This is a genomic window from Calothrix sp. NIES-2098 (genome assembly GCF_963875125.1).
Lineage (GTDB): Bacteria > Cyanobacteriota > Cyanobacteriia > Cyanobacteriales > Nostocaceae > Aulosira.
Window position 1 is genome coordinate 5,286,234 of sequence record NZ_CAWNKJ010000001.1, and the last position, 24,344, is coordinate 5,310,577.

Annotated in this window: 17 protein-coding genes and 1 tRNA gene; 7 read left to right on the forward strand and 11 right to left on the reverse strand. The window is 39.5% G+C overall.

All coding sequences use genetic code 11. The features are described from left to right. Positions 1-4: 4 nt before the first annotated feature. Positions 5-2,233 (reverse strand): histidine kinase dimerization/phosphoacceptor domain -containing protein, encoded by a 2,229-nt coding sequence (locus AACU33_RS22270; RefSeq protein WP_096590711.1) that lies wholly within the window; start codon positions 2,231-2,233, stop codon positions 5-7. A gap of 793 nt (positions 2,234-3,026) precedes the next feature. Here AACU33_RS22270 and AACU33_RS22275 point away from each other — a divergent pair. Beyond that, complete coding sequence (locus AACU33_RS22275) at positions 3,027-4,313, forward strand: FAD-binding oxidoreductase (RefSeq protein ID WP_096590712.1); 1,287 nt, start codon at positions 3,027-3,029, stop codon at positions 4,311-4,313. A 47-nt stretch (positions 4,314-4,360) separates the two neighbouring features. Then, a complete protein-coding gene (locus tag AACU33_RS22280; protein ID WP_096590713.1) occupies positions 4,361-5,716 on the forward strand; it encodes a (Fe-S)-binding protein in 1,356 nt (451 codons plus the stop codon). A 210-nt stretch (positions 5,717-5,926) separates the two neighbouring features. Here AACU33_RS22280 and AACU33_RS22285 read toward each other — a convergent pair whose 3' ends face one another. From AACU33_RS22285 to AACU33_RS22300, 4 genes are all read right to left on the reverse strand, one after another. Continuing rightward, entirely contained in the window at positions 5,927-6,427 is a 501-nt protein-coding gene (locus AACU33_RS22285; protein WP_096590714.1) for a GNAT family N-acetyltransferase, read from the reverse strand. A gap of 170 nt (positions 6,428-6,597) precedes the next feature. Further along, a complete protein-coding gene (locus tag AACU33_RS22290; RefSeq protein ID WP_096590715.1) occupies positions 6,598-6,801 on the reverse strand; it encodes a hypothetical protein in 204 nt (67 codons plus the stop codon). A gap of 194 nt (positions 6,802-6,995) precedes the next feature. Further along, complete coding sequence (locus tag AACU33_RS22295; RefSeq protein ID WP_096590716.1) at positions 6,996-8,840, reverse strand: bifunctional serine/threonine-protein kinase/formylglycine-generating enzyme family protein; 1,845 nt, start codon at positions 8,838-8,840, stop codon at positions 6,996-6,998. 353 nt (positions 8,841-9,193) lie between these two features. Next, a complete protein-coding gene (locus AACU33_RS22300; protein ID WP_339376213.1) occupies positions 9,194-9,994 on the reverse strand; it encodes an ABC transporter permease in 801 nt (266 codons plus the stop codon). A 483-nt stretch (positions 9,995-10,477) separates the two neighbouring features. On the opposite strand from AACU33_RS22300, the gene AACU33_RS22305 reads away from it, so the two are divergent. The 3 genes from AACU33_RS22305 to AACU33_RS22315 all read left to right on the forward strand — a co-directional run bounded on the left by AACU33_RS22305 (position 10,478) and on the right by AACU33_RS22315 (position 14,611). Then, the gene (locus AACU33_RS22305; RefSeq protein ID WP_096590718.1) at positions 10,478-11,563 is read left to right on the forward strand and encodes a glycosyltransferase family 4 protein; all 1,086 of its coding nucleotides are present in this window, start codon (positions 10,478-10,480) and stop codon (positions 11,561-11,563) included. 1,477 nt (positions 11,564-13,040) lie between these two features. Further along, complete coding sequence (locus tag AACU33_RS22310; protein WP_096590719.1) at positions 13,041-14,129, forward strand: response regulator; 1,089 nt, start codon at positions 13,041-13,043, stop codon at positions 14,127-14,129. 71 nt (positions 14,130-14,200) lie between these two features. Beyond that, entirely contained in the window at positions 14,201-14,611 is a 411-nt protein-coding gene (locus AACU33_RS22315; RefSeq protein ID WP_096590720.1) for a response regulator, read from the forward strand. Between the two features lie 176 nt (positions 14,612-14,787). Here AACU33_RS22315 and cobA read toward each other — a convergent pair whose 3' ends face one another. The 4 genes from cobA to AACU33_RS22335 all read right to left on the reverse strand — a co-directional run bounded on the left by cobA (position 14,788) and on the right by AACU33_RS22335 (position 18,223). Then, entirely contained in the window at positions 14,788-15,570 is a 783-nt protein-coding gene (gene cobA, locus AACU33_RS22320; protein WP_096590721.1) for a uroporphyrinogen-III C-methyltransferase, read from the reverse strand. Then, positions 15,567-16,292: a sirohydrochlorin chelatase gene (locus AACU33_RS22325; protein WP_096590722.1), complete on the reverse strand. Its 726-nt coding sequence runs from the start codon at positions 16,290-16,292 to the stop codon at positions 15,567-15,569. Before AACU33_RS22325 ends, cobA begins: the two co-directional genes overlap by 4 nt. A 95-nt stretch (positions 16,293-16,387) precedes the next feature. Beyond that, positions 16,388-17,767 carry a serine/threonine-protein kinase gene (locus AACU33_RS22330; protein WP_096590723.1) on the reverse strand — a complete coding sequence of 460 codons (1,380 nt, stop codon included), beginning with the start codon at positions 17,765-17,767 and terminating at the stop codon, positions 16,388-16,390. 75 nt (positions 17,768-17,842) lie between these two features. Then, a complete protein-coding gene (locus AACU33_RS22335) occupies positions 17,843-18,223 on the reverse strand; it encodes a DUF4359 domain-containing protein (RefSeq protein WP_096590724.1) in 381 nt (126 codons plus the stop codon). 117 nt (positions 18,224-18,340) lie between these two features. On the opposite strand from AACU33_RS22335, the gene AACU33_RS22340 reads away from it, so the two are divergent. Both AACU33_RS22340 and AACU33_RS22345 read left to right on the forward strand, forming a co-directional pair. Further along, positions 18,341-18,413: transfer RNA gene (locus AACU33_RS22340), tRNA-His, on the forward strand. A 1,167-nt stretch (positions 18,414-19,580) separates the two neighbouring features. After that, the gene (locus AACU33_RS22345; protein WP_096590725.1) at positions 19,581-22,001 is read left to right on the forward strand and encodes a sucrose synthase; all 2,421 of its coding nucleotides are present in this window, start codon (positions 19,581-19,583) and stop codon (positions 21,999-22,001) included. A gap of 89 nt (positions 22,002-22,090) precedes the next feature. Here the strand turns inward: AACU33_RS22345 and AACU33_RS22350 are convergent, their stop codons facing one another. Together AACU33_RS22350 and AACU33_RS22355 are read right to left on the reverse strand one after the other, a co-directional pair. Then, positions 22,091-22,540: a DUF6636 domain-containing protein gene (locus tag AACU33_RS22350; RefSeq protein WP_096590726.1), complete on the reverse strand. Its 450-nt coding sequence runs from the start codon at positions 22,538-22,540 to the stop codon at positions 22,091-22,093. A gap of 195 nt (positions 22,541-22,735) precedes the next feature. Continuing rightward, a complete protein-coding gene (locus tag AACU33_RS22355) occupies positions 22,736-24,277 on the reverse strand; it encodes a phytoene desaturase family protein (protein ID WP_096590727.1) in 1,542 nt (513 codons plus the stop codon). Between the last annotated feature and the right edge of the window lie 67 nt (positions 24,278-24,344).

Sequence of the window (24,344 nt, forward strand, 5' to 3'; positions counted from 1 at the left end):
ATCCTTAGTTTTGTTCTTTGAAAGTAATTGTGAATGAAGTTCCTAATGAAGTATTAAATGTAATCATACCTTCTAACTGTTCTACTAAACTCCAAACTAGTTTCAATCCGAGTGATTGATTTTTATAAATTTCTATATCTTTAGATAATCCCACACCGTTATCGCTAACAACTAATGAATATTGATTTTTAGCTGTCTCTATAAGTTCTATATGAATGTCACCTGAATTCTTATTTACAAAAGCGTGTTTGATTGAATTAGTAACTAATTCATTGATAATCAAGCCGCAAGAAATCGCAGTATCTATTTTGAGTGAAATATTATTAATGTTTAAATCAATTTTGATATTAGATTTCACTCCATAAGAACGTAATAAATTATTAGTTAAGCTCCTGGCATAATCACAAAACTCAATTTTTGTAAGGTCATGAGACTGGTATAGATTTTCATGAATAATAGCCATAGCTCGAACACGATTATGGCTATCTTGAAAAATTTCTAAGGTTTCTCCATCATTAATATATCTAGTTTGTAGACGTAACAAGCTAGAGATAATTTGTAAATTATTTTTAACGCGATGGTGAATTTCTTTTAAGAGAATCTCTTTTTCTTTCAGAGATACTTTGAGTTTATTCTCTACTTGTGTCCGAGCAGTAATATCAGTATTGGAACCAGCTAGAAAACACTCATTATTTTGCGATTTACACAGGAGTGTAGCACGGCTGAGAAACCAGATACAGCTACCATCTTTGTTGAGCATTCGATGCTCAATTTCATATTTCGGAGTTATCCCCGCTAAATACTGATTGAGTGCATTTTTTACATAATCGACATCATCAGGATGAACAAACTTGAGCCAATCATCATAATATTGAGGAGTTTCTTCCTCTGTGTAGCCAAGCATTGCTAGCAAATTGGGATCTATATAGATTTCATTAGTTTTAGTATTTAATTCCCAAATTCCCACTTTCCCAGCACTAATAGCCCGAATATATCTTTCTTCGCTGATTCTTAATGCTTGCTCTACACGCTTGCGTTCTAAAGCATTTCCCAGAATTTCTCCTACCATTTTTAGCATGGTAATACTATCTTCTGTCCAATTTTTTGGAGTTTTAATTGAGTCAAATTCTAAATAGCCAATTAGCAAACCACTACATATTATCGGCACAATAATTAGCGATCGCAGGTTTTTTGTACTAACTGGAAGTAGCAAGTCATCAACATTAGGGATATGAATAGTTTCAAAGTTACTCAGCTTTTCTTTTCCCCATAAGAAAACGATATCTCTAATATCTTGTAAGTTATTAATTTGCTTTTCTATCCCCTCAGCGTACCATTTATAAGTATTGTCTATCTTGCTATCTTCATCAAATACAAATACATAAGCACAATCGACATTAGTAACTTCGCCAATTAGCTGCAATGCTTGGTTGATACCGTTCTCAATCTCATCAGGAGCGAGATTAATAAAATGAGTTGATATAGCAGTAATCAGTTTTTCAAATTCAACTCTATATCGTAGGGCTTCTTCGATATGCTGGCGATCGCGTATTTCTCGTTGCAACTCATTATTAGTTATGATTAATTCATTAGTTGCTTGAGCAATAAGTCTTTCTGACTCATCTTCAGCTTTTTTTAAGCTCATTTCTAAGGAACAACGCTGTGCAATTTCTAGCTGCAAATTCTCTTTGATTTTTGTAAGTTCCTTTTGTAAACCCAAAGCCAGACTTTCTGGGGTAACAATTCCTAATAATTGTCCGCGATCGTTCACAATAGGTAGATGACGTATGCCATACTCGTGAATGAGAGACAATGTTTTATTAACATCAAAATCCCGTTCTAAAGTAATAACTGGTTCTTTCATTACGTCAGCAAGTTTAACTACTGACAAATTTATCCCAGAATTAATTAGCCTGATAGCGTCAGTAAGTGTGACTATGCCTAATAATTGCAATTTGTCTACAACATAGATGCAATCAATGGGTTGAGCGATTTGATTAATTGGTGATGTTCTTTTGCTAGCACCAAGATGATTAAAACTAGGTGGCGATTTACCTGCAATTACTTGAACTTGGCTGCGGTAAGTATGTAAAGTATGGGCATCCACAAATGAGCCATTGTCTATGTCAATATTTTCTCCAGCTTGCCCCAGGTAAATGAGAATTTCTTTTAAAGGTGTGTGAGGAGCAAAAGTCAAGATATAGTCTTGGGTGACATAGTTTAATACAGGCATAGTGGCAACTTTCAATAACTACATCAAAGCTGTAGCAAATCATTCAGTTGAATAGTTCAAACTTTAAAGAATAATTATTGCCTAGCTCAATTATTCTCCATCATGCTAATAGCATCTAAGTTAAGAATTTCTGCGTTTTCAGTAAAATATATCTATCAAAATATTACTGTTAACACTAAGATATGACACTTTAAGAGTGCAATTGCTCTTTTCACAAAGTGCAAAGATGAATGAAGTGGAGGAAAATAATTTATAACTGCTATAACGTGAGTGGCAGTTTCAGGCATAATCGCCTATTTATAAAGATATGACAGTAATCTAAGTGCATATCCTGTATCACATCAGATTTATCTGATGCTGGAAGGTTATAGATTGATGACATTGCTACCCTGAAAAATAAATATACAATTTACAGTCATATAACTTCTATATTGGTCAAATATGACTAAATATAGATTTTAAGATGACAATTTCCTATAGTCAGCTTAAGTCATCATTAGTTTTATTTCTTCCGTGTTTGTACGTAAAAAGTTTTACCGAGTATTAAGTTAAATTAGAAACTTTAAATTATATATTTACCGCATTTCAGCATAAAAAGACGGATTTTGGCGGTATTGGCAGTAATTTTGAGTATGAGAGGCTGTTTATTGAAATACACCGCAAAACTCCATCGCCTTGTGGGTGGAGTTTTTTTATATAGTGTTGAGTAGCAAGTTCTAATAGCTCAAGGCACTCAGCACTTTTTTAGTGAGGTTAGCCAGTAAATTAGAAATAGGGCGTAAAAAATAAACTGATGAATGCGATCGCTTCTAGTTTGGCATCTATCGTCAATGAAGAAAATGCTGTCTATCTCTGGGAAAATCTTGAACCCACTCGTAAAGAATCTATCCAAAAGGCAATGGCTGCTGGTAAATATCCCAGTTGTATTGTCTATCCCCGCACTCAAGAACAACTAGCCGCCATTATTGCCGAAGCACACCGTCAAAATTGGCGTGTCCTCCCCTGCGGTAGTACTAGTAAACTTAGCTGGGGTGGTTTGGCTTGTGATATTGATGTGGTGGTAAGTACAGAACGCATCAATCAACTGATTGAACACGCCGTTGGAGATTTGACTATTACAGTAGAAGCTGGCATGAAGTTCGCCGATATCCAAGGGATTTTGGCAAAATATCGGCAATTTTTGGCGCTAGATCCCACTGCACCAGAGCTTGCAACCATTGGCGGTATTGTTGCTACAGCGAATACAGGTTCCCTCAGACAACGTTATGGTAGCGTGCGCGACCAGTTGCTAGGTATTACCTTTGTGCGTGCTGATGGTCAAATTGCCAAAGCTGGGGGAAGAGTGGTAAAAAATGTTGCCGGATATGACTTGATGAAGTTGTTCACTGGGTCTTACGGTTCGTTGGGAATTATCACTCAAGTAACCTTTCGAGTTTATCCACAGCAAGAAGCTTCAGCAACGGTGGTACTAACTGGCACAGCAGAGGCGATGTCTGACGCGGCCGCTACTTTACGCGGTTCGGCATTAACACCAACCCAAGCGGATTTACTTTCTAATAAACTCGTATCTAGTCTGGGTTTGGGTACGGGTTTGGGATTAATTGCTCGGTTTCAAAGTATTAGTGAAAGTGTCAACGAACAAGCAAACAGATTGTTGGAAGTTGGCAAACAATTGGACTTAGCTGGCACAATTTATGTAGCACAAGATGAAACTAATCTATGGCAGAGATTGCCAGAACAAATACAATCTTCTGCTACAGATTTCCCAATTACTTGCAAAATAGGAGTATTACCTAGCGCTGCTGTTGAGGTTTTAAATCAAGTAGAAATAGGTTTTATTCATATTAGTAGTGGATTGGGAGCGTTGTCTTTAAATAGCCAAAAGCAAACTTTGAAAATGCGCGAAATATGCCAAACTCATAGTGGGTTTCTATCTATTTTGGAAGCACCAGCTACAGTTAAAGAAAAATTTGATGTTTGGGGATATACGGGTAATGCTTTGGATTTGATGCGGCGGATCAAAGCACAGTTTGATAGCAAGAATATTTTAAGTCCTGGTCGGTTTGTGGGTGGGATTTAGGTTGTAAACGAACCACAAAGGCACAAAGGACACAAAGAAGAGGTATTATGCAAGTTTCAGAAAATTCTGTTAATAATACGGCGAGTTTAAAGAATTTAAAGGGGTTTGATGAAAATCATCCACCAGATCCCAAGTTAATTGATAGTTGCGTGCATTGTGGATTTTGTCTTTCGACTTGTCCTAGTTATCGAGTGCTGGGTAAGGAGATGGATTCTCCTCGGGGACGTGTCTATTTAATGGATGCAATTAATGAAGGTGAAATTGCACTAAATACGGCAACGGTAGAACATTTTGATTCTTGTTTGGGGTGTCTGGCTTGTGTCACAACTTGTCCTTCTGGCGTGCAGTATGACAAGTTAATTTCTGCAACTCGTCACCAAGTTGAACGGAATTATACCCGCAGTTTGCCAGATCAATTGGTTCGTAAATTAATATTTTCTCTGTTTCCCAACCCCGACATTCTCAGAATGTTACTCGTACCGTTGATGGCTTATCAAAAGTTGGGGTTTTCTAAATTCGTTCGCGCTACGGGTTTGCTCAAAAATATATCCCCCCGATTGGCAGCAATGGAATCAATTCTGCCAGAAATTACTTTGAAAACCTTTCAAAATAATTTACCGACGGTTATCCCAGCAAAGGGTGAGAAGCGCTATCGAGTTGGGATGATTTTGGGATGCGTGCAACGGCTGTTTTTCTCTCCTGTCAATGAAGCAACGGTGCGGGTATTGACAGCGAATGGTTGTGAAGTTGTGATCCCGCGATCGCAAGGTTGTTGTGCGGCGCTTCCCGAACACCAAGGACAAACCGAACAGGCGAAAGCTTTAGCTAGGCAGATGATTGATAGTTTTGCCAAGACTGATGTAGACTTTGTAATTATCAATGCTGCTGGTTGCGGACATACATTAAAAGAGTACGGTCACATTTTAGAAAATGACCCAGAATATCGGGAAAAAGCGAAAGAATTTGCCGCTAAGGTAAAAGATGCTCAAGAATTTTTGGCAACTGTCGGTTTAACAGCGAAACTATTGCCAATTACAGATAAACCTTTGAATTTGGTTTATCAAGATGCTTGCCATTTATTGCACGGACAAAAAATTAGCGTACAACCGCGTCAGTTGTTGCGACAAATTCCAGGGGTGAAGTTAAAAGAACCTTTAGATGCGGCTTTGTGTTGTGGAAGTGCAGGTGTTTATAATATGCTGCAACCGGAAGTTGCCGAAGAATTAGGTCAGCAAAAAGTACAGAATTTGCTTAATACTGGTGCTGATTTAATTGCTTCTGCTAATCCCGGCTGTACTTTGCAAATTACTAAGCATTTGCATTTACAGGGTAAGAATATTTCTGTAATTCACCCGATGGAGTTATTGGATTATTCAATTCGGGGTGTGAAGTTAGCAGTTTAACTCTGTGTTCCATGAAATTTCGTACTAATTCACACCTATCCTAATAAAAAGAGTTTTTTCGTAGGGGTTTAGCATTGCTAAACCCTCACCCATGTATGCCGCTTTAAAAAATCAGATATGTAGGGAACATCCACAATCTTTTCGTATATCAAATTATCTTACTGATGTTCCCTACAAAGAATTTATCTGTTACAAACATTATTTGAATTGCTATAAATTAAACATCATAATAATATCTGATAAACTATGTGTTTTGCCCGGACAAATATCTTTTGCTACACCTAATTTGACAAATTCACAATTCTCGTAAAATGATATAGCAGCTAAGTTAGGATTATCTGTGTATACCCAAAGCTGTTGAAATTCAAATTCTCTGGCGTACTCTTTTAGCTGATTAATTATAATTCTTCCCCATCCTTGCCTTCGGAATTTTGGACGGATTCCAAACCATCCTACCCAGACAACTTCTGAAGGACTATCAACTAGCTGGTAAAGTCCCATGACACCTATGGTTTCTGCTTCTAGCTTTGCTAGATAAACCTGCCAAAAACCTATTGAGCGATCGCGATCGCCCATTCCACACCACTTTAGCATTGCTAACTTAAATGTATCGCCAAATTCCAATTCTTTTAACACAGGAATAAAGTCAATTAAGTCTGTGGTTTGGATTATTTCTAGAGAATTTTTTGCAGGATTCTCAGCGTTCTGCATAATTCAACTTAGGAATAAAAGATAATAGTAATTACCAGGCGATAAATTCATCAAAGGTGACTATTTTTGGTAAGGCTTGAGTCATAACAATTGAGCTTATTCATGAGTACCAGTCACGCACAAGTCGTACCCAAAGTATATAAATCACTGGCTGGGGAAGCAAATCAATTTTAAAGTACTCTGACTAATTCAATAATAAATCCAGTAAATTTACTGAAATTATTCACGATCGCAGCTTTAAGAGTTGCAAAAGCTAGTGAAAAATTCACCACTGCTACTACAACATTCACAACTGCTAGTGAAACAGCCACAAACACTAGTATAAGAGTTGCAAGTGCTATTAAAACAGCCACAACTGCTACTACAACAGTCACAAGTGTTAGTAAAAGAAGTCACAACTGCTACTACAACAGTCACAAACGCTAGTTGATGAGTCACAACAGTTATACTCGTTAAAATAATGTTAGCAACGCATAAATAATTAGTAAGGAAAATTCTTCCCTACCCAGCTGTTGCATTATTTTTTTCAATTTGTATTAGTGGTAGCGTGCAATTTCTAAACTTGCTTTTAAAGCATCCCTTCCGCAGAAAAGACCACCCGAAAACCACAAATCCTCAAGCCGCCATCTGACTCATTCCAACTGCGGCTAGCGCTGCGACAAAGTTCTGCACCGAAACTCCAAGAACCACCGCGCAACACTCGGCGATGAATATCACCACCTTCTTCCCAAATGCTTCCATCGGTGGGTGCGCCATGATAATTGTTGTGCCAAGGGTCAGCGCACCATTCCCAAACTAACCCGTGCATATCGTACAATCCAAAGGCGTTTGCTACTTCAAAACTGCCGACGTTTGTGGTTTCTTTGCGGGTTTTAGTATCGCTATTACTACAACTTACGAAATCGGAAGTGATGGTTTCGCCAAAATGAAAGGATGTCTTCGTTCCTGCGCGACAAGCATATTCCCATTCGGCTTCGCTGGGTAAACGATAGTCGCGTCCGGTTATTTCAGCGAGTCTGAGACAAAATTCTACAGCTTCGTGCCAGGATACATTTTCTACTGGTCGAACTGGGCCTTTGTTTTTCGATGGGTTGGGATTTAATGCTTGTTTGACTTTTGGTAAGGCGGCTACGGCTTTCCATTGTGCTTGAGTTACAGGATATTTACCCATAAAAAAGGGTGCGACTCTAACTTTGTGTTGGGGACGTTCGTCAGCATCACCCTCAAATTCTGGCGAACCCATCAAGAAAGTACCGCCAGGAATTGATACCATTTCTAGGGCGATCGCTTTATTCAATTCTTCGATAAAGTATTTACCATAACGGCGATCGCGGTTGACTTCTCTACCTGCTGTATCTACTGTAACTACGTCAAATTCAAAGCTTTGTAAAGATGGTAGAGGTTTGATGTCTTTTTGGGGTCTTGTTGGTGTTGATACAGGTAATAATATCTGCTGAGAAATTGCTAAAATCTCGGCTTCTAATTCTGATGTAGTTGTAGACTTTAAATCATCGAGAACTTCGGCTGCGGATTGATATCTATCTTTTGGTAAATGTTGAAGTAATTTATCTAAAATTTTGGCTAATCCATCGCTAATCTTAATGCCATTTTTTTGCAAACGCTCCGGCCATAACCACTTAGCACTCATGGCATCATAAAGATGATCTTCAATTTGTCCATCACTATTTTGTAAGGGCAAACATTGAGTTAAAAGACGCACGCAAGTTACACCCAAAGCATATAAATCGCTAGCATGACAAGCAAAGCCAGCCATTTGTTCTGTAGGAGCATAACCAATTGTATAAATTACTGTAGCTTGTCTGGCTAAACTAGTTTGTGTTACTTGTTTAGCACCACCAAAATCTATTAATACAGGTTTACCATCACTATCGCGACGGATAATATTTTCTGGTTTGATATCTCGATGAATAACATTATGCGAATGAATGAAGTCAAGAACTGGCAATAAATCGGCTAACAGTTGGCGAATTTCTTGCTCAGTAAAGCATTGTCCTTGAACTTCCTGTAAAAGAGTTTTACCTTGAATAAATTCTTGTACAAGATATAAGCTAGAACCTTGTTCAAAATAAGCTAGTAATCTGGGAATTTGAGTATGATTTTCTCCTAGTTCATACAACCGAAATGCTTCTTCCTTAAAGAATTCTGCTGCTTTCTGTCGTTGTCCGGTTCCTTGAACTTGCGGAAAAAATTGCTTGATGACGCAGGGTGCATCTAGTCTATCTACATCTTCTGCTGCATAGGTTCTACTAAACCCACCTTCACCTAATAGCCTTAAGACACGGTAGCGGTTTCTTAGTAGTTTGCCAAAGTTGCTGTGTCCACAACTTACGCAAAATCTATTGCCATCATGATTGAATGGATTTGAGCAATTGGGATTTTGGCAGATTTGCATAGTGTAGGGGAGGTAGCATCTTGTCCAAAGTTAGCCCCAATATTATCGAAGTGAAAACAGATGTATAGACAAATAAATATGGACAGACTTAATCTATGTACGTACTTAGAAAAGTAAATACAGATATAGCCTTTTTATTTATTTGTTGTTTTCTGTTTGTAACTTTTTAAATATGAGTATATATGAGAGCAATCATTTTCATTACAGAAAAAATAATAATAGCAATTTCCTAGAATTGTCAACAGAATTATCGTTGTATTTGTAAATACAGCTACTATCAAAGCTTATTAATAGATGCAGCGCGATGCAAATTGGCTGCTAGAGTAAGTTTACTTTTCAAGTAATTAGAAAATTTAAATTTCATCTCCGTAGGCGCGAATTAATTCTGCTACAAAAGCGACGATTCCCGAAACTAAAATTAAGATAACGCTGAGAGCATTAATATCAGGTTTAACGCCAGTTCTGATGCGGCTAAAAATTTCCATTGGTAGAGTGTTGGAACCGCTACCTGCGGTAAAACTAGCGATGAGAAAATCATCTAAACTCAGGACAAAAGCTAAGAGGCAACCAGCAATGATACCAGGCATTAACTGGGGTAATAATACTTTGATGAAAGCTTGTACTGGTGTTGCGCCTAAATCTAAAGCTGCTTCCTCCAAATGAGGATTTAAGTGCGAGAGTCGGGAAGAAACCACAAGGGCGACGTAGGCGAGACAAAATACCACATGAGCCGCGATAATTGTCCACAAACTTAGAGGAATCGCAAATGCTGCTAAAAAAACTAGGGTAGCGACTGCGATCGCAATATCGGGGATAATCAACGGTAAATAAGAAACGCCTCGATACAATTTCTTTAATGGAAACTGATAACGTGCCAAACCCACAGCCATTAAAGTTCCCAACACGGCAGAAATCGCCACCGCACTAAAGGCAACTATCAAACTATTCCACAAAGCTGAGACAATTCGCTCATCGCTAAATAATTGGCGATACCAATCGAGGGTAAATCCTTGCCAACTTGCACTGTACGGCGACTTGTTAAAACTATAAAAAGCAAGAACAAGTATAGGCAAGTACATAAAGATAAATATAATTACTGATAAAACCGCCTGCCATGCAGCACGCGGTTTTTTTGAAGATGGAGAAATATTCACGTTAGTTATTTTTTTAATTATTTTTTATCAGCCAATAATTATATTCTCGTTATATTAAAAAGTCAATACTATCTAATATAGAAACACTCAAGTTTTCTACAATTACAACCACATTTGCTGGCAATTCTCGATTCAAGTATCCACCAAAAGGTAGTAATTGCAATTAGTTGATAATGCTGATAAATCATTATCATAGTCCTAAATCTATGAATTTCACGCGCATTTGTAGGAAGCCTAAAGATAGAGATGTGGTGCATTTGCAGTCAAAAATATAAAATTTATCTCTGAAGTAGAAGATAATTTCCCTACAAAGGTAGAAGAAAAAGCTGGTAGTGAAAGCTTAGGATTCTAATGTAATTCATAATTTGCTTGGCGTTCAAAGAGAGCTTTGGGCTTAGATTGTAGTACTTGAAAATATTCCTTAAATCCTAAGCTTAGATAGCAAAAACTCTCAGCCAAGACTAACTTTTCAGGAGGTTTGTGATGCGAATTGCTCAGATAGCCCCACTATGGGAGAGAGTACCACCTCCAGGTTATGGAGGTATAGAGTTAGTAGTGGGGTTGCTGACCGATGAACTGGTACGGCGCGGACATGAAGTTACGCTATTTGCATCGGGTGATTCTATCAGTTTGGCAGAGTTAGAATCAGTTCACCCTCGTGCTTTAAGACTCGACCCTAATGTTAAAGAGTATGGCATCTACGAGATGTTGCAATTGGGTTCAGTCTACGGACGAGCAGAAGAGTTTGATATTATTCATTCCCATATGGGTTGTGCAGCCTTACCCTATGCGAACCTGGTCAAAACTCCCACAGTTCATACCTTGCACGGTATTTTTACCCCTGACAACGAAAAGATGTTTAAATTTGCTAAACATCAACCTTATATCAGTATTTCTGATGCTCAACGAGAAGCAAGATTGGGACTGAACTATGTAGCCACTGCATATAACGGCATTGATGTTAGCAGTTATCAATTTCATCCAAAACCCACCGATCCTCCTTACCTAGCATTTTTGGGACGGATATCTCCAGAGAAAGGAACACATTTAGCGATCGCGATCGCCAAAAAAGCTGGCTGGCATTTAAAAATTGCTGGTAAAGTTGATGTCGTAGATGTGGAATATTACGAAAAAGAAGTCAAACCCTTAATTGACGGTAAACAAATTGAGTACTTAGGCGAAGCCAACCACGAACAAAAAAATGCCCTCATGGGAGGTGCAGTAGCGACTTTATTCCCGATCACCTGGCGAGAACCATTTGGCTTAGTCATGGTTGAATCTATGGCCTCAGGTACGCCAGTGATTGCAATGAAACTTGGTTCTACAGTCGAAGTCATTGACCACGGAAAAACAGGCTTCCTCTGCGAAAATATTCAAGAGTTCGTAACCGCTATTAATAAAGTCACAGAGTTAGACCGCCACGCTTGTAGAAAGTATGTAGAAAACCGCTTTAGCTTCCAGAAGATGACTGATAGTTATGAAGAAGCCTATCGGCAAATTCTGCAAAAGCGATTTGCTCAGAATGGTCGTTCCCATAGTGTAGCTGGTTTAAGCAAAAGCCTGATTTAGGTGAATCTTTTTGGTTCACCTTTTTAATGGCTGTTGTTAATGACAAATGTAGAGACTGTACATTACGGTCTCTACAATTTTTGTAGATATCTAACGATCGATGACGCAAAACGAATAATTTGATATGAGGTGTATAACCCCTCAGCAATCTCTCAAAAGTTTATTTATAATACTAGGGCTGAATGAGATTTGAATTCTTAGCTTTTTTTAATTATCTAATAACAATTGTCAAAAACAAGGCGGCAGATGAATTTCTATAATCCAGGTGCACAAAGCAATTCGACATCAAAAATGGTATGATGATTTGATAAATAAAAAATGATAATTACTGTACATTTATAGTCAGCCAGGAGTGGTAAATCCAAAAAATTTCCCAAACCCTCATATGGCTATAAATAAATTTTTTTTTATATTTCCTCGATTTACTTATCATAAATTTCACATATTTTCTTTCACTGTTCCTAAATTTTGAAGTAACCTAGGTTTTATTAACGAACTTACTTAATATCTACCATTTAGCTGAAAAATAATAATTTTCAGCTACTTACTATTGCAATCTGCTGTTAGCAATGAAATTAGCCTATGAAGCAATGAAAAAATTCAGAAGTTTCCCAAAGCAGCTACTAACCTAAAATTTTGTGCGCTGGTTCGGTATCAGACATCGATAACGCGGCGGTACATAGAAAACAAGTCTAGCCAGAGTTTTCAAACTTACGGAGATTTACTATGCAATTCTGGAAATTTCTCTGTAAATTTGAGAATTTAGGACTTAATATCGTGCCAAGTAGCTAATTTCCTTCCATTACAGTTAAATTTGCTTAATGCTCGTAAAAAGCTTGCTTTCTGCCAAGTCGGTAGCAATTAAATCTGATGACGCACAATCATCGCATCAAAAATTAACTGACTCACCCTTGATAGTAATTCACTATTATTGTACAAAGTAATAATTTTATCCAAACATACATAGAAAGCCTCCACAATCTCTAATTTGGATAAAATAATCAACTGTTTGTTTACTTAGTTACAATAAATACGGTGAGTTTAAATGGAGTCAGAGCCAGAGCTGAATTAGCTGCGATCTCATAACGCGAACAACCTTACCAGTAGTGCTGTCGTCTTCTCAAGTTTGAAGGCGGTAGTGTACTAGTAAACACTAGCGTTACTGCGATCTGAGCTAGATTAGCGAAAGATACAGAAAGTCAAGCTGATTTTTGGAATACTGTTTCCAAGCAGGAAGTATAGCCATTTTGCTATTTGGCAATAGCAAGGCTGTTCTACTTCAGCACGAGTGCAGTTCAATGCACTATAGTGTGACAGGGAGTGGGGAGTTTAAGAGTGGGCAATTTGCCTGTACTCATGTAGATAAGAAGCGCTATGTTTATCTGAATGCACTTCTGTGACTCAATCCCTGTGATGCTGGGGAAGGGTTTCCACAACATTCAACTGCAAATATTGCTTTTATACTAGAGCCGTCCCAATGAAGACACTTCCTATTAGTAGATATCGGTTTTTTCAGAAAATACAACCTCTATCTCTTTTAAAAAAAGTCACTAATAAGTCTGTTACCGGGTGCTTACAGGTGTTTACTACATCAGGTTCCTGGTCAATATATATAGATGAAGGTAAATTGATCTATGCTTGCTACTCGGAGAAAATTTTTGAGCCCCTGTATAGAAACTTGCAGCAATTGAGTCAGCAAATCTCTACGATTCCTCAGGGAATCGATCAACAATTACGAGCTATATTTGAAACTGGTATTGAGAATCAGGCAATACCAAATCCCGATTATTTAGCTATTTGTTGGTTAGTCAATCAGAAATATATTAGTGCTGCCCAAGCCGGAATTTTGATAGAACAATTGGCACTAGAAGTTTTAGATTCATTTTTGAAAGTAGAAGAAGGAAGTTACGAATTTATTCCTGAAAGCTTTTTGGATGATTTGCCAAAGTTCTGTTATCTAAATCTACGCCTATTGGTTGAACAGTGCCAAAAATATCGCGGAGAATCTGCTGGACAATCGCCAATTTCTCAAAGATCGGGAGCGTTTCCACGTCACAAGCCATCACAACCTTCCGTTAAAGTTCCTCCCTCAGCAATGAGAACTGGTAGCAGCCAAGTAATAGAAAACCCCAACTATTTGTCTGCTTATACTCATAATCGAGGTAATAGTCTTGACCAAGTTTCACCTCCTAATGACAAAAAAATTTATACTATTTTTTGCATTGATGATAGCCCAAGCGTATTGAATGCTATCAAAAACTTTTTGGATGAGCAAATGTTTTCTGTTGTGGGAGTAACAGATTCATTAAAAGCTTTAATGGAAATTCTCCGCACCAAACCCGACTTAATTTTATTAGACATTACCATGCCAAATTTAGATGGGTATGAGTTGTGTTCTCTGTTACGTAAACATTCACAGTTTAAAAATACGCCTGTAATTATGGTGACAGGAAAAACTGGTTTGATAGATAGAGCAAAAGCCAAGATGGTGAAAGCCTCAGGTTATTTAACTAAGCCGTTTACGCAAGGGGATTTACTGAAGATTATCTTTCAGCACATGGTGTAAACACCTGGTGTAATTCCAAAATCAGCAGTATAACGATACCAGACCAACATATTTCTCTAAGGGGTTGAGGGTTGAGTATTACTTGGGCTGGGAAAATTCTGCTTGTTGAAGATTCTCTGCGAGAATGGAAAACGATCGCTCATTATCTCGGAGATTGGGGTTACAAAACTGTTAAAGCTTCTAGTGCGAAAGAGGCTTTAGAAATTGCATTGGAAGAAAGACCGGATGCGATTGTCACCGACGTCGTGATGCCAGGAATGAGTGGGTTTGAGTTGTGCCGCTTTCTGAAAATTAATTTAACTAGTCAAAAAGTGCCAATTGTGGTCTGTAGTAATAAGAATCAGGCAGTTCATCATCTGTGGTCGAGGAAACAATGTGCCGATGTCTATTTAACTAAGCCATATACTCCTGAAGATTTACTGAGTGCGATTAAATCAGCGACTGAGTGGAATTGTATTCTATCACGAATAGTTACAAATTAACAAGTAGCTATTTGTGATTTGCACGTTGTCATTTATAATTTCTTGTTTGTCATTTTGTCATTTTTTATGGGGCATGGGGCATTGGTCAAAGGTCAAGAGTCAAGAGTCCAAAGGCAATAGTCATTGGTCATTTCTCCCCACACTCCCCACACTCCCCACACTCCCTATACTCCCCATCAAGGCTTGGGACGGCAACCAGATAAAATACCGTGCATATTAACCACTGAGCCAATGACTGCGATCGCAGGTGCGCCAAATCCAGTGTTTTCTACTAGTTCGACAATTGTGCCCACTTTGCCAATCAATTCTTCTTGGTCTGGTCGCGTACCCCAACGTACTAAAGCAATTGGTGTTTCTAAACTCAAGCCTGCTGCTGTCAATTGCTCGACAATATAAGGTAGATTGTGAATCCCCATGTAAATAACTATAGTTTCCGAACCGTGGGCGATCGCGCTCCAATTTACCGTCGGTCGATACTTACCCGCCGACTCGTGACCAGTGACAAAGGTGACAGAAGAGCTATGCAACCGATGAGTTAACGGAATACCCGCATAGGCTGGTGCAGCAATTCCGGAGGTAATACCAGGCACAACTTCCACCGGAATTCCTGCTTTTACCAATTCTTCCATTTCTTCGCCACCGCGACCAAAAATAAACGGGTCGCCACCTTTGAGCCGCACGACTATGGCGCGATCCTGCGCTTTCTCAATCAAAAGTTGAGTTGTGTCTTCTTGTAATAGAGAATGTCGCCCCATCCGCTTCCCGGCGTTGATTCGCTCTGCTTGGGGGTTAATCATTTCCAGAATTGCTGGACTCACCAAGGCATCATAGATGACAACATCGGCACATTCCAACAAACCTTTGCCCTTGAGAGTCATCAGTCCCGGATCTCCCGGCCCCGCACCTACCAAATAAACCTTGCCCAAAAACTTGTTCTCCTGTGTATCTGTGCGGTTCATGTATCTATTAAATCCCAAATTAGTTGGGCTAAGTCTGCTGTATTGGCTCCCAAGGGCTGTGCCAGATGGAAATTTACGAGAGGAAATTGTAATTTTAGCGTCTCTATCGATTGAGCGATCGCATCGGTTATGCCACCAGGGAATAAAAAGTATGGCAAAATTGCAATCTCTCTCTTGCTAACAGCGATCGATTCTTTGACGCGTGATTCTAAACTCGGAGCTACAGACCAATAAGCTGTAATTGCACCGAGATTTTCAGCCATTGCTTCGAGTGGCTGTTGCGAGCCAGGGCGACGGCTACCATGAGCTAATAGAATCCATGCAGCTGTATTTTTGGTAGCCATTTGTTTGGCAATTAAGCTTTCTAAATTGGGGTGAGCGCCTATATATGCTTCTTGGTCAACGATTATCTTTTGACCCAAAGCCGCTTGAGCTAGAGTTATTTCATCGGGAATATCTTTCATTACGTGTACTCCCGGCAAGAGAAATAGAGGTATAACTTTGACTCGGTTACAATTAGCAGCAACAGCGCTTGCGGCAAATTGCTCGATTTGCACGTGTAAAGGTTCCGGACTGAGTTCTAAGTAAGCTATCTCAAATAGATTTTGTTGCTTGTTGGAGTTTTGTATTTTGTCACGTATTAACCCCGCCAACTGCTGCATAGCAATTTCTGGACGCGGATCGCGACTTCCATGAGATACCAGCAAATACGCAGATGGCATGAGCAAGGATTGAAATCGTACTAGTTATTTGTAATATGTTACAGAAAGTCGGTGGAAAAGCCTACGCCTTAACGGGGTGGATGAATATCCTCTTGCTAAAATCCCAAATTGATATTACAGTTTGCCAGTTTTGCGTTTAAAGCACTGACGTGTCGCCACAATTGAGTACCGCCAGCCCAATTGTGAGAGGGTAGGTGTCCTAGAGGTGCTGACAACTGAAAACATAATTTCTGAACAGGAGAAGTAGACTGAGGTAGATTCCAGCCGATAGCAGCGCAAAACTTACCATAGTCACCGTCAACGCTTTCATATATTTGCTTCTGTACGCTAAAACCGAAACGCCCCTTGCTATGTTTGCTCCACAGTTCGTCAATGATTTGTAAATCTTCACAAGGCAAGTTTTCGATATCGCTACTAAAAAAAAAGCTGCCTATAGGTTTCCTAATTGCTTGACACATCAGCGTCCAAGTTTCGCGATCGGCTGATTGCCATTGTCTTAAAGCCAGTAAATCGCGCAAGTGATAGTAATCAACTCCGGCGGCTGATTTTAATGTATGAACTGGCTGTTTCTTTACAGGTTGGGAATAATCAAGCTTTAGCGCACAGTTCAATGCTTGCAGAACTTCAGCAGCAGATTTATAACGCTGAGAGAGGGCATCTTGTAGTAGTTTATCAAGAATGCCAGCAAGCTGAGGGTTTACTGCATCTTTACCTAAAATATAATCGCGCCACACCCAGCGATCGCTAGTCACATCAAACAAATCAAACGGAGAAATCCCCGTTAATAAGTAAATACAAGTCACCCCTAAACTGTAAAGGTCGCTAGCTGGTAGCGCTTTTCCCCGCATTTGTTCGGGAGCCATATATCCTGGGCTTCCTACTGTTGTACCTGTGCGTAGCAAAGCTGTAGCGGTAATCTGTTTAGCAACTCCAAAGTCAATCAAAACGAGTTGCTTTCCTGACGATCTCCGCATGATATTTGCTGGCTTAATGTCCCGATGAATGACGTTTCGGACATGAATAAATTGCAGTACTGGTAACAACTCTTTTAAAAGTTCCCCAATTTGCTCTGCGTTTAAAACTCCTTGCTGCAACTCCTGTTCTAGCGTCCGTCCCGCAATCCATTCTTCCACCAAACACAGCTGATTTTCTTGTTCAAAGTAATCCAGCAGTTGGGGTATTTGGGGATGCTGCAACTCACTCAGGCGAACTGCTTCTTGACGAAACAATTCCACAGCCTTCTCAAAGCTTTCCCCACTGGTTTCTGGACAACAGAATTGTTTAATAACACACTTGGGTTGAGAGGGAAGGTGCTCGTCCAAAGCCAAAAAAGTGATACCAAAGCCACCACGTCCAATCTGATGCAGCAAATGATAGCGGTTTTTAAGCAATAGTGGCTTACCACATCTGGTACAAAATTTTGCCGTGTCAGAATTGTGCTGATACAGACAGCCAACGTTAGGACAGAGTTTCATTACAAGGTAGAGCCTTCCTTAGGTCTACATAGAAGTATTCCCAACCAGTACCAAATTCTCTCCCTGTGCTTGATTCTATTGCTGTTCGGCAGAATACGTATAAAAGTTATTAAATGCTCCGACAGTTTCAAATTTATAAGAAGGTATAAAGGAATTTAATTTTAAATCAGTACGATAAATACTAAAAACTATAAAATCTTGCCTTTGTGTAGTTCCGGCTATAATTCCCCGCATTTGTGGATTAACTGAATCTACAGCTTTCTCACAATTGAAATGTATTAAATTTTCTATAACTCCCTGAGTTTTCTGACAAACATCAGTTTTTAAATATTGTGTCAATCGTTGCACAGCATAGTCTTCATATGCAGTCTGAGTGGGATTTGATTTCGCCATGATTACGCCCAATGCGGCTAGCCCTGCGGCTCCTAAATATGCAATAATCGTTGATGCTTTCATGTTGTGTCAGCTATGATTTGTTTTAGTCATCAGACTGCAAATTAACTGAGTCCGTTCCAAGAATAAAAATTCTCTGGATCAAATCGGCAGAGACGTGTTATACTCAAATAGTTAATGGCGAGCGTAGCCAAGTGGTTAAGGCAGTGGTTTGTGGTACCACCATCCGTGGGTTCGAGTCCCATCGTTCGCCCTCTATAAAAGTAGACTTATATATTCTGACTAATCAGTGAAAGATAGACTGTTGTTGGCAATACCAATAGCTTTCACTTTAGCAAGAATTTGCCATCTACAACCTAATCAATCGACCAGAAATAAATATCTAATCAGATTAATTTATATTATTTATATTCAAGTTAAACATAATATAATCTGATTTATTAGTCGGGGTAGTTTTTTTATTTCCACTTTTACCCCAAGCAAGCTTTATCAACCATTCAATAAATAGTGTAAGCAAATTTGGTTAAGTAATGAATCCGCTTCCGCAGAAATTTTTGCGTACACAGTCAACTATGAAAACATACCTATTAGCAAGATAAAAGTTAGGTCATAAAAGGCTAGCACTGAAATAATCGCGATCTGAGAAATGCCAAGATCGAAATGAGTTAAGCCTGATGAATTATTAGAAATATAAATCGTCCTATGGCCATTACTAGTGATGCAATTATATCTAGCTTATAGCAATACTGTTCTTAAGATAGCCAAAGTTACTAAGCTATATTGGGAAATAAAAAAATTAACTTTTGTTGAGAAAATTGTCAGTAGAGCGAGATATTTGCTTTGACCTTTGCGGCTGAAGCAGCTAATCTAGATGCCAATCGGAAAATCATTCTCACTCTTTTTTTTGATAAAAGTTTACTTAGCTGATAGTAAATATGTAAATTAGATTGAGTTATGAAACAAGCATTTTTTAGATCGACTTTTAATGCTATTACTCCTCTTTAGGATAACGCAGTCACCTTATAAAATAATTTGCTTCTAATAAATAAAAAACTTGCAAACCTGCTCTATAAAAGGCTTATGGTTAACACATCTAGAAAAAGTATGTAAATTTCTATGCCTTTAGTTAGAGTTCAAAGTACTGAGTAATAGATACTTTAAGTAAAGCGAACAAAGTTGGCTCGTCAGTCTAAATCTGGCTGTCATATAAATCGTATTTATATGCGATGCAACAATAAGTAAATTAGCTATGGCGCAATTAAAGTGTATATTGACCATCGGGGTCATCCTTAAATTTCTCATGCCGAGCAGATCGTGTAGACGCTACGCGATCGCGAAAAATATCCAATTTAAATGCGCATTAGCTAAGTGAATTAACTCTAGTGGCGAAAATACAAAATCAACTTTTGGAGGAGTAACTATGTCTGAATTGATCCAAACAGTTTTAGATAGTGAAGAAAAGGCTGATTTGCGTTCCTTTATTAGTGAGTTACGCCATCAAGAAAAGAAATATTTTTTACGTAACGACATTATTAATGTATATAGCGAATATTGTGCCAAGTACCAAAAACCTGAGAAATTTTGCAGTTCTTCTCATTTAAGCAAATTAATTTACTATACTCAAGAAATTATTCAAGAAGACTCGAACCTCTGTTTTATTATTCGTCCGAAGATAGCCAGCCAAGAAGTTTATCTGGTGACAGAAGACTTAAAAGTAGAACAAATGACGGTTCAGGAATTGTTGGATATGCGCGATCGCATAGTCAACAGATTTCATCCCAATGAAGGCGATTTGCTAGAACTGGACTTTGGGCCATTTTATGACTACTCGCCAGTCATTCGCGATCCGAAAAACATCGGTAAGGGCGTCAACTTCCTCAACCGCTATCTATCCAGCAAATTATTACAAGACGCTAAACAGTGGCTAGAGAGTCTATTCAACTTCTTGCGGTTACATCAATATAATGGCGTACAACTGCTAATCAACGATCGCATCAAATCACAGCAACAACTTTCTGAGCAAGTCAAGAAAGCTTTGGCCTTTGTGAGCGATCGCCCTAGCGATCAACCTTATGAAGAATTCCGCTTTAACCTACAAACAATGGGTTTTGAGCCAGGTTGGGGAAACACAGCCCAGCGTACTCAAGAAACTTTGAGCATTCTGGACGAATTAATAGATTCTCCCGATCCCCAGGCTCTAGAAGCGTTTATATCTCGCATTCCAATGATTTTTAAAATCGTCCTGGTGTCTCCCCACGGATGGTTTGGTCAAGAAGGAGTATTAGGACGACCCGATACAGGCGGTCAGGTGGTTTACGTTCTCGATCAGGCTAAGTCTCTAGAAAAACAGCTGCAAGAAGATGCAATACTAGCTGGCTTAGAAGGGCTAAATGTTCAGCCCAAGGTAATTATTCTCTCGCGCTTAATTCCTAATAATGATGGAACTCTTTGTAACCAACGTTTAGAAAAAGTTCACGGGACAGAAAACGCTTGGATTTTGCGAGTACCTTTGCGGGAATTCAATCCCAACATGACGCAAAACTGGATTTCTCGGTTTGAGTTTTGGCCTTATTTAGAAACCTACGCTATCGATGCAGAAAAAGAACTGCGTGCAGAATTCCACGGAAGACCTGACTTAATTGTTGGTAACTATTCTGATGGGAATTTGGTAGCATTTCTGCTAGCACGCAGAATGAAAGTTACCCAGTGTAACATTGCTCATGCTTTAGAAAAATCTAAATACTTGTTCAGTAACTTGTACTGGAACGACTTAGAAGATAAATATCATTTTTCCTTACAGTTTACTGCTGATTTAATTGCCATGAATGCTGCCAATTTTGTAATTAGCAGCACCTACCAAGAAATTGTGGGAACTCCGGATAGTGTAGGACAGTATGAATCTTATAAATGCTTCACTATGCCGGATTTATATCATGTAGTGAATGGGATTGAATTATTTAGTCCTAAATTTAATGTAGTTCCACCAGGGGTAAATGAAAATTACTATTTCCCCTATACCCAGAATCAAGAGCGAGTGGAGAGCGATCGCCAACGGATTAACGAAATGCTTTTCACTTTAGACGATCCCAGTCAAATATTTGGTAAACTTGACGATCCTGACAAACGCCCTCTTTTCTCAATGGCACGTCTTGACCGAATTAAAAACCTCACTGGTCTAGCAGAATGCTTTGGTCAAAGTCAAGAATTACAAGAGCATTGTAATTTAATTTTAGTCGCCGGGAAGTTGCGTGTAGAAGAATCAGGCGACAACGAAGAACGGGACGAAATTGTCAAACTTTATCAAATTATTGACCAGTACAATCTCCACGGTAAGATTCGCTGGCTGGGTGTACGCCTATCTAAAACTGATTCCGGTGAAATTTACCGAGTAATTGCTGACCATCAGGGAATTTTTGTCCAACCTGCCTTATTTGAAGCATTTGGTTTGACAATTTTGGAAGCTATGATTTCCGGGATACCAACTTTTGCAACACAATTTGGTGGCCCTTTAGAAATTATTCAAGACAAGGTTAATGGATTTTACATTAATCCTACCAATTTAGAAGAAACAGCCGCTAAAATTTTAGATTTCGTCACTAAATGCGAACACAATCCCGATTATTGGCAGAAAATTTCTCGCCAAAGTATTGAGCGCGTTTATAGCACATATACTTGGAGAATTCACACAACAAAGCTGCTATCTCTAGCGCGAATTTATGGTTTTTGGAACTTTAGTTCCCAAGAAAATCGAGAGGATTTGCTGCGCTATATAGAGGCTTTATTCTATTTAATTTACAAGCCAAGAGCACAACAACTATTGGAGCAGCATAAGTATCGTTAGGTAGCCAATCGTCCCGCTAGAGAATCAATTGATTCCCTGGCGGGACAAAACGAAGCTGGAGATTTACAGAATTTGGGTAATCACAACTACTATCGATCGCTACTCAATATCTTCCAGCTTTCGCGACTGAGAAAAAAACCATCGCCACTAGCATTAATACAGGTCAATCCTGTTTTTTGAGATACACAGTTAAAACCTGATTTTTGCCAAGTACTGCCGTAGGATAGTTTGTAATTGGCATCAAATGTATCGCTCACACACAAAATCTCAGGTTTACCATACTCAGATAATAAAAAGCCTCCGCCCCAATCATATTCACAATAATTGGCATAAGGTTGAGGCGGTTTTGGATTTAGTCCACTTCTGATATCACAGCGCAAAGTATCATTGTTTTCTCCGACGACTGTGCAGCGGATATTACCGCTAGGAGTGACAAAGCTCTCAGGAACTGTTTGAGCATAACTGACAGAGGTTATTCCTACGGTTAAAAAGACTGAAGGTAGTAAAATTCTTTGTACTTTTAAAATTTTTAACCACATAAAAAAATTTTTGGATTTATTCAAGATTACTAATCTATAAAAAAAATTTGAGGAAGTTATGAGGCTTCTAGGAATTAATGCCATCATCCCGAAATAAAATCCCCCAGAGGCTAACTGAGGGATTTACCAGGAACGCGAATTGAGAACAATATACAATACAATTGTACTATACACGGATAAGTTTGTACAAAAAAATTAAAGACAACCAATATCTTGAAGCATGGCTAAATGCTGCTGCACTGGTGCTAGGGTATTTGCGGCTATCATCCCACTGGCGGCGACGGCTGGTAAACCGATACCTGGAAATGTGGAATCGCCACAACACATAAACCCTGGTAAAGGTGTTCTAGGGCCGGGAAACATTCCCACACCTGCTTTAATCGCCGGGCCATAGGAACCGCGATCGCGACGCAGAAAACGCTCATGGGTAAGAGGTGTACCCACCAGGGTAACTTCGCAACGAGAGCGAATATCGGGAATAATGCGCTCTAAAGCTTGCCACATCACCTCTGCACGTAAGTGCTTTTGTTGCACGTACTCTGGGCTTTTCCTGTCCATCCCCTGCCAAAGAGCATACGGCTCATTACCAGGAGTGTAGACATGAATGACGTGTTTACCTGGTGGTGCTAGTGATGGATCGAGAATTGAAGGAATTGATATCAGTACAACATTCTGAGGTGCAGTGACGCCCAGTTCCCAGTTGTTGACGACTATGTAGTGACAAGCCAGATTTGACGGTAAGCCTTGAGCATCAATACCTAAATGCAGATGCATAAAGCTATCACACTCAGGTGTAACTTGCCTTTGATGACGGTACTTTTGGGGCACTGCCGTTTCTGGTAGTAATTTCAGCGTATCCCAAACAGATGTGCCAGAAATTACCGCTTTTTGTGCCCGGATTTCTTGGCGATCGCGCAGACGCACGCCTATCGCCCTACCTCCTTCTACCAGAACTTGGTCTACATGAGCGCCAAGCATCAATTTACCACCGTATCTTTCCAACCCCTTTACTAACGCGTCAACTAAAGCACCACTCCCACCGATGGGGTAGTCAAGTTGCACTCCTGGGCGATACCAGTCAGCAAACATAAACGCTACCTCTGCCGCACTCGTACCATCTGCGGGCAGGCCGGAAAGCAGAAAACACAGCAAATTCAGCCAATTTTGAATAAAGGGATCTTTGACAACACCATCCATAATTTTGCTGAAGGGGCCTGTCAGCTTCCGCACATTTGCACTATGCCTTGCCAAGGATGGCGCAAATCGGCTGACAGTTTTTACTGCACCCCAATCAAAGCGTAATGCTGCTGGCGGTATGGCAGTTGCGGCAATAGCTAGAGGTTCCATCACGCGCTGGAGTTGTCGCCATTCTCTCACAGCACCTTCACCCCGCAGCTGCATCAGCACTTCACAAAATTGTTCCGCACCGACTGTGGTATCAAAATCACCTTCTGGAAGGCAGCATCCCCAAGTATCGTAGGTGACACAGGGTAGCTCAGATTCAATTGCATCTAGTACTTGTCGCAGTGGGTTCGGAGAGGGACTGTAAGATAACCCAGAGTACAGAGACGGGCCCGAATCAAATTTGAATCCATGACGTTCAAAAGCGTGCGCTGCACCACCTGCAAGGGAATGGCTTTCGCAAACTATGACATCAAAACCATAGCGCGCTAATAGTGCCGCACAACTTAAACCGCCAACACCGCTACCAATGACGACGACATCTGTGTTTAACAAATTTCCTCTCCCCCCTAACCCGATGCTGCTGTAAATTTGAATTTTATACTTTTATGAAGAGGCGATC

What these genes read in the sequence shown, in the direction of transcription:
- AACU33_RS22325 (WP_096590722.1), bottom strand. Translation starts at nt 16,292, where the DNA reads ATGCCATCTGCGTATTTGCTGGTATCTCATGGAAGTCGCGATCCGCGT.
- AACU33_RS22310 (WP_096590719.1), top strand. Translation starts at nt 13,041, where the DNA reads ATGAAGACACTTCCTATTAGTAGATATCGGTTTTTTCAGAAAATACAA.
- AACU33_RS22335 (WP_096590724.1), bottom strand. Translation starts at nt 18,223, where the DNA reads ATGAAAGCATCAACGATTATTGCATATTTAGGAGCCGCAGGGCTAGCC.
- AACU33_RS22295 (WP_096590716.1), bottom strand. Translation starts at nt 8,840, where the DNA reads ATGCAAATCTGCCAAAATCCCAATTGCTCAAATCCATTCAATCATGAT.
- AACU33_RS22305 (WP_096590718.1), top strand. Translation starts at nt 10,478, where the DNA reads ATGCGAATTGCTCAGATAGCCCCACTATGGGAGAGAGTACCACCTCCA.
- AACU33_RS22345 (WP_096590725.1), top strand. Translation starts at nt 19,581, where the DNA reads ATGTCTGAATTGATCCAAACAGTTTTAGATAGTGAAGAAAAGGCTGAT.
- AACU33_RS22270 (WP_096590711.1), bottom strand. Translation starts at nt 2,233, where the DNA reads ATGCCTGTATTAAACTATGTCACCCAAGACTATATCTTGACTTTTGCT.
- AACU33_RS22280 (WP_096590713.1), top strand. Translation starts at nt 4,361, where the DNA reads ATGCAAGTTTCAGAAAATTCTGTTAATAATACGGCGAGTTTAAAGAAT.
- AACU33_RS22275 (WP_096590712.1), top strand. Translation starts at nt 3,027, where the DNA reads ATGAATGCGATCGCTTCTAGTTTGGCATCTATCGTCAATGAAGAAAAT.
- cobA (WP_096590721.1), bottom strand. Translation starts at nt 15,570, where the DNA reads ATGAACCGCACAGATACACAGGAGAACAAGTTTTTGGGCAAGGTTTAT.
- AACU33_RS22350 (WP_096590726.1), bottom strand. Translation starts at nt 22,540, where the DNA reads ATGTGGTTAAAAATTTTAAAAGTACAAAGAATTTTACTACCTTCAGTC.
- AACU33_RS22330 (WP_096590723.1), bottom strand. Translation starts at nt 17,767, where the DNA reads ATGAAACTCTGTCCTAACGTTGGCTGTCTGTATCAGCACAATTCTGAC.
- AACU33_RS22285 (WP_096590714.1), bottom strand. Translation starts at nt 6,427, where the DNA reads ATGCAGAACGCTGAGAATCCTGCAAAAAATTCTCTAGAAATAATCCAA.